The organism is Pedobacter agri PB92 (genome assembly GCF_000258495.1).
Taxonomy (GTDB): Bacteria; Bacteroidota; Bacteroidia; order Sphingobacteriales; family Sphingobacteriaceae; genus Pedobacter; species Pedobacter agri.
This window is the reverse complement of the sequence record NZ_AJLG01000046.1, coordinates 21,785-29,398: the sequence shown is the minus strand read 5'-3', so window position 1 is coordinate 29,398 and position 7,614 is coordinate 21,785. Positions and strand designations below refer to the sequence as shown.

Genomic DNA, 7,614 nt, shown 5'->3' with positions numbered 1-7,614 from the left:
TTCGGGTTTTTAGAGATCCGTTGCTGTATTATGAAGGAAATCCGAACCTTAGGCCAGAATTGACCCAGAATTTTGTCATCAGTCACGTGTTTAAAGGAAAATATACAAGCGCTCTCAACTATAGCAAAACAAAAGATGTAATGACCTGGATTACCGGTCAGATTGATGCAATTAATACAACTTTTGAAAGTCCTCAGAATTTGAAAAATCTTATTAATTACGGGCTGAGTTTCACGGGGCAGACTGATTATTTTAAATGGTGGAATGCGACTAATTTTGTCAATGTTTACAGAAACGAATATAATGGCGAGGGAGAGATTGGCATTTTTTCAAACAGCATGACCAGTTTTAGTTTCAATAGCCAAAACTCATTTAAAGCTGGCAAGGGGTATTCATTTGAACTGAATGGATATTTAAATTCAAAATCAGTATATGGCACAGGAATTGAAAAAGCTTACTATGTAATTTCTATTGCAGGACAAAAAACGTTGTTGAAAGATAAAGCAAATGTCAAACTGCTATTAAATGATGTTTTTCAATCAAGTCAGTTCAGGCAGTTTACCCGTTACCAGAATATTGATATGAATAGTCATGTAAACGTTGATGGACGTCGATTAATCCTTTCATTTTCATACCGGTTCGGAAATCCATTTGCCATTAAGGAAAGAAAAACTGACAACGGCGATATTCAAAATCGCGTCAAATGGAATTTTTAAATTCTATACGGTATTTAACTACATCTCAAATATTTGTTAATTGAAGAACGACCTCTTTTCTTCTTAAAATAACCAATAATAGAAAGTATAGAAAAATAATACAAATATCCTGTATTTGGTCCACTTCGCATCTATATGTCTTGCGCAGTTTAATTGCATTGACCACTACGGTAAATCTGTAATTGTTTTTTCAGGCGTTTGCGGGCCTCGTGGATATGAGTTTTGATCGTACCTATAGGCAAATTAAGTTCAATGGCAATTTCATGATATTTATATCCTTCTACGTAACGGATAAATGGGGCTGATAGCGCTTCGGGTAAATTACCGATTGCTCGTTTAATATCACGCATCGCAAAGGCGCCATCGACCTGGTTATGCGTTGCGCTATGCATAAGATGAGCCGAGCTAAGTTCCTCTTCCTGCGAAATTAGAGATTGGGTTTTTATAACTTTACGGTAGTCATTAATAAACGTATTGCGCATAATGGTGTATAACCAGCCTTTGACATTTGTACCCTCTTTAAATCCCGCCGAAAATCTAATAGCTTTTACCATAGTATCTTGAATGAGGTCATTGGCATCATCATTATCTTTAGTGAATTTTAGTGCAAAAGTGCTGAGCATCGTTTTGTGCTCATTGATCATTTGTGCAAATTGGAGCTGGTTCATATTCTTGATATAAAGTTTTAGCCTGTTAACTCAGGCATTGTATAGGACAAATAACAGTTGTATTTGTTTGAGTTGTAACGATATTTCCAGAAGCAACTAATCTTTCTGCCGGCTCTCGCAAAAAAATAAGTGGAGTTTTGATGTAAAAAGATTTGAGGGATGATGCTCTGAAGGTTTATTTGAGCGATCTGGTGCGATTTCATATTCGCCATCCCCAATACGTTCAGCATTTGCTTTCAAAGCGGCTATTTCTTCCAATTGCCATGGTTTCTTAGTACAGCATGTTCTCAAGCATGCACGAACCTTATAATCACGCAGCGTGCGGTTATAAAAATATAAAGTGCTGCCAAGAAAAAAGAGCAAAGCAATAATAATGCTTGCTAGTCTAATGGTGCCTTAAAATTACAGGATGGAAAGTCTGCTAACAGTAAGATTTCTTCGCGATTTTGCATTTGGGTGATGATTAAAAGTAAATTTGCTCACCAGCTGACCGTGTTTGGCATTCCCTGCGGCGAGCTATACGCCAGGAAGTTGTTCAATTATCGCTTTCTTTCGCGATCCAGTAAAGAATATTCAGCTTTGAAACCAAATAAAACCTCCATAGGATGCCTTTTCTTACTAACAAAAGTATAATCATCATAGGGATGATGATATACATAACGCTTGATAGCATATATCGGTTTATTAAAATTATTAAATTTTCATTCGTACAAGCTATTTAAATAAATCGACTATATTTTGCTCAAATTAGCCTCAAGATTAAACTGTAAGTCTTCAAATATAACTTCCTAGTCTAATGTTTAGCTATGCGTTTTCAATATAGATTGATATTTGAATATCATACAATAAAATTTAATCAGCACTTATTTAACATTTCTGGTTTTCGGAACTATTCTTGGAACGCCTTTCTGACTTATCCTTTTTAGTATCATTATACTTTAATATGATACATGGCCTCAATGAGCTAAACGTTGACAATTCACTATAGGGGCTACCATCAATTAATTGACCTTATTTTTTCGGCCATTTTGTTTGAGTTTCCGGTTGTTTCACCCAGGGTTATGGCCATATTGTAGCTTTTCAATGCTAAATCATATTGTTTATTTGTATAGTAAGCTTCTCCCAGACTGTCGAAAAGGTTGGCGTCATTCGGAAACTCTGTTGTGGCCAGTCTAAAAATGGCTATTGATTCACGGTGTTTACCTAATCGCAGGAGTTCATATCCTAATTTATTGAGTTCACTCGGATTCTTGAAGTTAAACTCCTCAGCAGCATTTGCTTTCAGTCGATAATATGACTCTATAGCCCTATCCACATTTACAAGGCCTTCGGTTCTAATCGCTTGATAAATGGATTTTTTAGGGATTTCGTAACCCTTTCCCAGCATCAGGTTGTGAATAGTATAGCCTAGTTCCCAGACCCGATTTAGGTTATTCGATAACAAGATGATGGTAATACGCTCTTTCATATCATTTAAGAAGATGGATTCAAATCTATAAGATACCCCATTGTGCCTTTGTAGCTCTTCCTTTTCCAAATATCTTCCTAGTGATCCACCTTCATCTTTAGCATAGGGATTTTCTAATAGTGTTTGGAAGGATTTTTTGGAAATGATTTCATTGGAATTCATCCCTTCGACCCACTTATATAAATCGTTTATATCTATCCAAAGCCAACCACGAATAAATTTAACTTCCGGACATCTGATATTTTCCATATCATAGCAGGAAGTGCGATTTTTATGACCTGGTTTTGGGTCAAACACTGCGTTAAACATTTTCAAGGGCTTGACAATATTCTTCATCACAAATTCTTCAAAAGATAATCCCGAAACCTTTTCGATTATTCTTCTTTGCAAAAACACATTACCATTGTCATAACGATAACTGGTTCCCGGTTCAAAAGTAGGTTTTCGTTGCTTCGCAAAATTTTCCAGGCATCATCATCGTATACTGGTGTCAATCCCGATTCAATCGGCGGTATTCCGCTGGCATAATTGATCAGATGCCTTACCGTAACCTTTTCTGACCATTTGGGTAATCCCATGTTAAATTTAGATAGCTTGTCATCCAGGTTTAGCGAACCACGTTCCACTAAAATCATGATAGCAACAGCATTGAATTCTTTGGCTATGGAGCCGATGTTGAATATTGACCGACTATTCAAGGCATTTTGTTTGAGCTCGTCAGCAAAGCCAAAGGATTTTTGGTAGATGATTTTGCCATCTTTAGCTACAAGTACGTTTCCATTGAATAAATTCCTTTCAAAGGATGTCTTCATCAAAGAATCGATTTGTGTAGCGTAGTTGGATTTTTTTGCGATCGACTTTTTTACAGTTGCCACTACGTTTTGTCTATCCACATATTTTGTGCTCATACTGTCCTGAGCAAAAGCATCATTGCATAATAGGATGATGCATGTATACAAGAAATTTCTCATGTTGGTTTGTGGTCAAATAATAAGTTGCAAATATGAGCAAGGGCTTTTGATATTGCGACCGACTAAAAAAAGTCGAACTCATTTGTGTGGAAAATATCCTAGGATAGAGAGTTTCTGAATGCTGTCGGCGTTGTTCCCGTGTGTTTCTTAAACGAGGTGCTGAATGAGGATTTGGAATTAAAACCAACTTTATAGAGAATTTCCAGAATTGTCAAATCTTTTTGCGATGGATCCCGAAGTATTTCTTTGGCTTTTTCAATTCGGTATTCATTGATGAAATCGAAAAAGTGTTTATCCATATATAAGTTGATCAATGTCGACAAGTCTTTGACCGGCATTTGTATTTTTTCGGCCAAATCCTGAATAGTCAATGAAGAATTCAAATAGGGTTCGTTAGTCTGCATAAATATTTTCAAAAATTCCATTTGTTGCAGTTTTTCCTCGCTAATTGTAGCAGCAGGTTTTTCCTTTGGAACAGTATCCTTGATCGATTCCAATTTAGAATTCACCCCTCTAAAAAATTCTGGTTTGTATAGGGCTACAAAAAGATACCAGCTGGTACAAGAAAGAAATGCAAAACTATCGAGTGTAATTATCCATTTTATGAACTCGCCAGAGCCTAAAGTAAAGATGACCAGCCATCTGAGCAGAACTATGAAATGCAGGGCGTAGTACAGAATGGTTATTTTGTAGAGTGCATTAAGTAAATAATTGTTTGGATCTGCATAATTCTCCAGATATACAGTCCTGGATCGTTTTATTAATCTAAATGAAGTAATAAAATATACTTGGAATAACAGTTCGAACAGCAAATAAAAAAAATGCATCATTGGTTCCCTATTTATGCTATTGATGAATTGCAATTTTATTGCGCTGTTCCTAGCGTATATCTCGATTAGATAATACAAATTAAGAGCAAAAAAGGGGATGGCGTGTAAAAGGTGTTTCGGTTTAAAACGAAAATTTTCGAAGCAGACTGAAGAAACATACAGGTAAAATGATGCAGGAACCAGGTAGACACAAGTCCAGCGGAATGCTTGGAAGCTGAGGAGATGCAATGGAACATCTTTAATCAAAAATTTACAGGCATCTAATGCACATAAGAAAAGGAACAGGGCAAGAAGCCAGTTTGAAAGTCTGTTTTGTGTTTTTACCGTCAGCAAGAACACCACTAAAAAAATGACAAGAACAATCCCAATATACGAGGTTAGCTCTAAAAAATGACTCTGATCCATAAATGAAAACCAAACAACAGCTAAGTGAAATTTATTTGGGTTTAATCGGATGCAAAAGTATAAAATATCATATTTAACAGCATTCGAAAATCATTTTTCTATTCCGAATCTATTGCTATTGGTTTTCGAATCCTGGGGAATTACCTAAAACTCATTCATATTACTAAAAGTATTTTTTTGTCTTCTGCTCATCTTGGGTTCGTTTTTGATCTGATTTTACCTTGCCGTGGGCCAGACCAGCAGAATTATGTAATCAATAACTCAAAAGCAACATTTAAATAACAGTAGAAGCATGTAGATATTGCAGATTAATCAGCTTGACCTGCCATGGTGAAGATTTATCTACTTAACATCAACTGATACTGGAATGTCGGCCACAGGAAGATTTGCAAAGTATGATCGGTCTATTTAAAAAAGGAGGTGATTTTCGTATCGGAAAGTCCTTCAACTAACAAAGTATGATGTGCTTGATAAGCAATTAATTGATATTTTTGAAAAGCACAATTTAAAGTGAACCGCTCAGCAATAGAGATATTGAAAACTTCTAAAGAAACTGGTGCGCTTTGTAATGTTAGTGTGGGAAGGTGCTTATTTTGAGCTCGTAGCTGGCGCACTAACCCATATTAACAATGCTACCTGCATAAAATGCTGAAATTTTATCGCAGGTTTTTAATCTCCCATTGAACATCTCATTTTTCCAAGATAGAAGGGTATGCCGTAACCGAAATTTTCATCGGCAGGGAATATCCTGGTGCCATTCCTGAACCAGCTATGCGGGAGCTTTGCAGGAGGTTTACCTCTACGCATAAGAAAAAAACAGGATATTGGAGTTTGTACATAGTCCGAAAAATATGTATTTAATCAATATTTAATTGGCTTTAGACTGGATACTCACCTCATTACCCGCCATTTTCTTATGTCTTTTTTTTGCAGATGTTATAATGGAAGCGTGACTTTATATTTCTGAGTGTTCATGCGAGATAGATCATCGAAAAAAAATTTCACGGTTTTAAGTATCTGAATTGCGTTCTTCTAGAGTCGACATTTTCTCCTACTGAATAATTTCATTTGTTGAACATTGGCAGTCAATCTTTGAAAAGATTGGAGCCCCATCATCCATCCGTTTTAAAAAAAATGCCGTGGTGAATTAATGTATTGCATTTTATCAAATCAGATGTCTTTTTTCTTTGCTTTTGCCTTCCATTCTTTTTCAGCGATTTTGTAAGCATTATCCAGGCTACCAAAGTTATCTCTCATCGATACATTTCCACCCTTATATTTACCAGTTTGAACATAAAAGTTAAAATTTCTCATCCTGAAAATTCCTCCTATGGTTTGATCTGCTATGTCTGTCCACTCAGCCGGAGACAGTGACTTTACGCCGTCTTTATCATATCTGATTAGCCAGGCCAGAGGTTTTCGGAGAATGACATATTCCATGTCCCGATTATCAGTATAAGCGGTTTCTGCCGGAATTCTTTTGATGTGCAAAGCGTTCCAGTATAATTCTTTTTTTTGTAAATCACTTAGATTTGCTTTGGTCTCTGCATAAAGGGTAAATGGATTGAGCTGGGGACGACAAAATCCTGCCGCAACCAATCCTTCCTTTGGATATTTTGTGGCCAAATTGATGAATCGCTCTAAAATTTCAGAACGGGCTTCAGCAGATATACCCGCGTTCTCGTAGTAACTTCCCGGATAGGGGTTGTTCGTGTATTCATTCAAACGACTCCAGTTGGGAAATAGGTATGGACGATTAGCACCGAAAAAATAAGGTAGCTGTTGTAATTCCAAAAGTTCAGTTTGCTGTTGCCGCTCAGGATACTTTTTATAAAGATACAATATCATATTCCTGGCAGACATGGGTAAAATGCTCGCTTTTTTGATTAAATCCGTTAGCTCATCGTATGATTTAGTAGAAGTTTCCTTAGAAAATTCGAGCGCGGCATCCGAGGCAGAGTCGTAATCTAATGCCTTTATCTTGCGAAGCTGCAATACAAGATCTGAATTCATTGCCGTGGAGAAGTACAAATCCTTATACCAATCTATTTTATCCGCAAGATAAAGATGGCTCTTGGCTGCTAAGTTATGCATTGTCGCGTCGAGCAATTTGGAATCACTTTGATTAATATTGATTTTATTTATAGAATACAGCGCATCCCAATGCTCTGTATATTCATTGTAAATCATCTGTTTGCTACCAAGATTTTCAGCATTATAGCGTTCTTTTTCGCTCATGGTTTTGCCGCCTTTCCAGCCTGCGGCTATTTCAGCAGGGGTTAGCGCGGAATAGGTAGTGCTTTTTTTATTCGGAAGGTTATTTTCGTATACTTTATTTAAGTGTTCATCAAATGTTTTATTTGCCTGTTGTCTTTTCTCCAGGTCAGTTTGCGCTGTCGCCTGCTGATTGAAAAAGACAATCAATGCAAAAACGATCAAAGCATAAATTCGTTTTTCTTTAACTAATACAATTGTCATAACAGCTGCTTGGGTATTTTTATTAAATAGTTTATTTAGTGACAGGGATATTTGTTGATGAGCGGTGAAAGTATTGAG

The 7,614-nt window shown here is 36.5% G+C and carries 6 protein-coding genes; 1 reads left to right on the top strand and 5 read right to left on the bottom strand.

What is annotated here, in order from left to right:
• On the top strand, positions 1-716 hold a 716-nt coding region (locus ON09_RS08950), incomplete at its 5' end, for an outer membrane beta-barrel family protein (RefSeq protein WP_010600725.1).
• Positions 717-865: 149 nt separating this feature from the next.
• Here the strand turns inward: ON09_RS08950 and ON09_RS08945 are convergent.
• From ON09_RS08945 to ON09_RS08925, 5 genes are all read right to left on the bottom strand, one after another.
• On the bottom strand, positions 866-1,384 hold the full coding sequence (locus ON09_RS08945) for an RNA polymerase sigma factor (protein ID WP_010600724.1): 519 nt from the start codon (positions 1,382-1,384) through the stop codon (positions 866-868).
• Between the two features lie 997 nt (positions 1,385-2,381).
• Complete coding sequence (locus tag ON09_RS08935) at positions 2,382-3,248, bottom strand: serine hydrolase (RefSeq protein WP_394358217.1); 867 nt, start codon at positions 3,246-3,248, stop codon at positions 2,382-2,384.
• Positions 3,227-3,823, bottom strand: a complete 597-nt coding sequence (locus tag ON09_RS26490) for a serine hydrolase domain-containing protein (protein WP_010600722.1) — start codon at positions 3,821-3,823, stop codon at positions 3,227-3,229. The genes ON09_RS08935 and ON09_RS26490 overlap by 22 nt, the downstream gene beginning before the upstream one ends.
• Before the next feature lie 98 nt (positions 3,824-3,921).
• Positions 3,922-4,653, bottom strand: a complete 732-nt coding sequence (locus tag ON09_RS25645; RefSeq protein ID WP_202947132.1) for a helix-turn-helix domain-containing protein — start codon at positions 4,651-4,653, stop codon at positions 3,922-3,924.
• Between the two features lie 1,575 nt (positions 4,654-6,228).
• Positions 6,229-7,536: a hypothetical protein gene (locus ON09_RS08925; protein WP_010600720.1), complete on the bottom strand. Its 1,308-nt coding sequence runs from the start codon at positions 7,534-7,536 to the stop codon at positions 6,229-6,231.
• Positions 7,537-7,614 lie beyond the last annotated feature (78 nt).

Bases quoted from the DNA above. Each gene is read 5' to 3' on its own strand.
- ON09_RS26490 (WP_010600722.1), bottom strand. From the start codon at position 3,823: ATGAGAAATTTCTTGTATACATGCATCATCCTATTATGCAATGATGCT.
- ON09_RS25645 (WP_202947132.1), bottom strand. From the start codon at position 4,653: ATGATGCATTTTTTTTATTTGCTGTTCGAACTGTTATTCCAAGTATAT.
- ON09_RS08945 (WP_010600724.1), bottom strand. From the start codon at position 1,384: ATGAACCAGCTCCAATTTGCACAAATGATCAATGAGCACAAAACGATG.
- ON09_RS08925 (WP_010600720.1), bottom strand. From the start codon at position 7,536: ATGACAATTGTATTAGTTAAAGAAAAACGAATTTATGCTTTGATCGTT.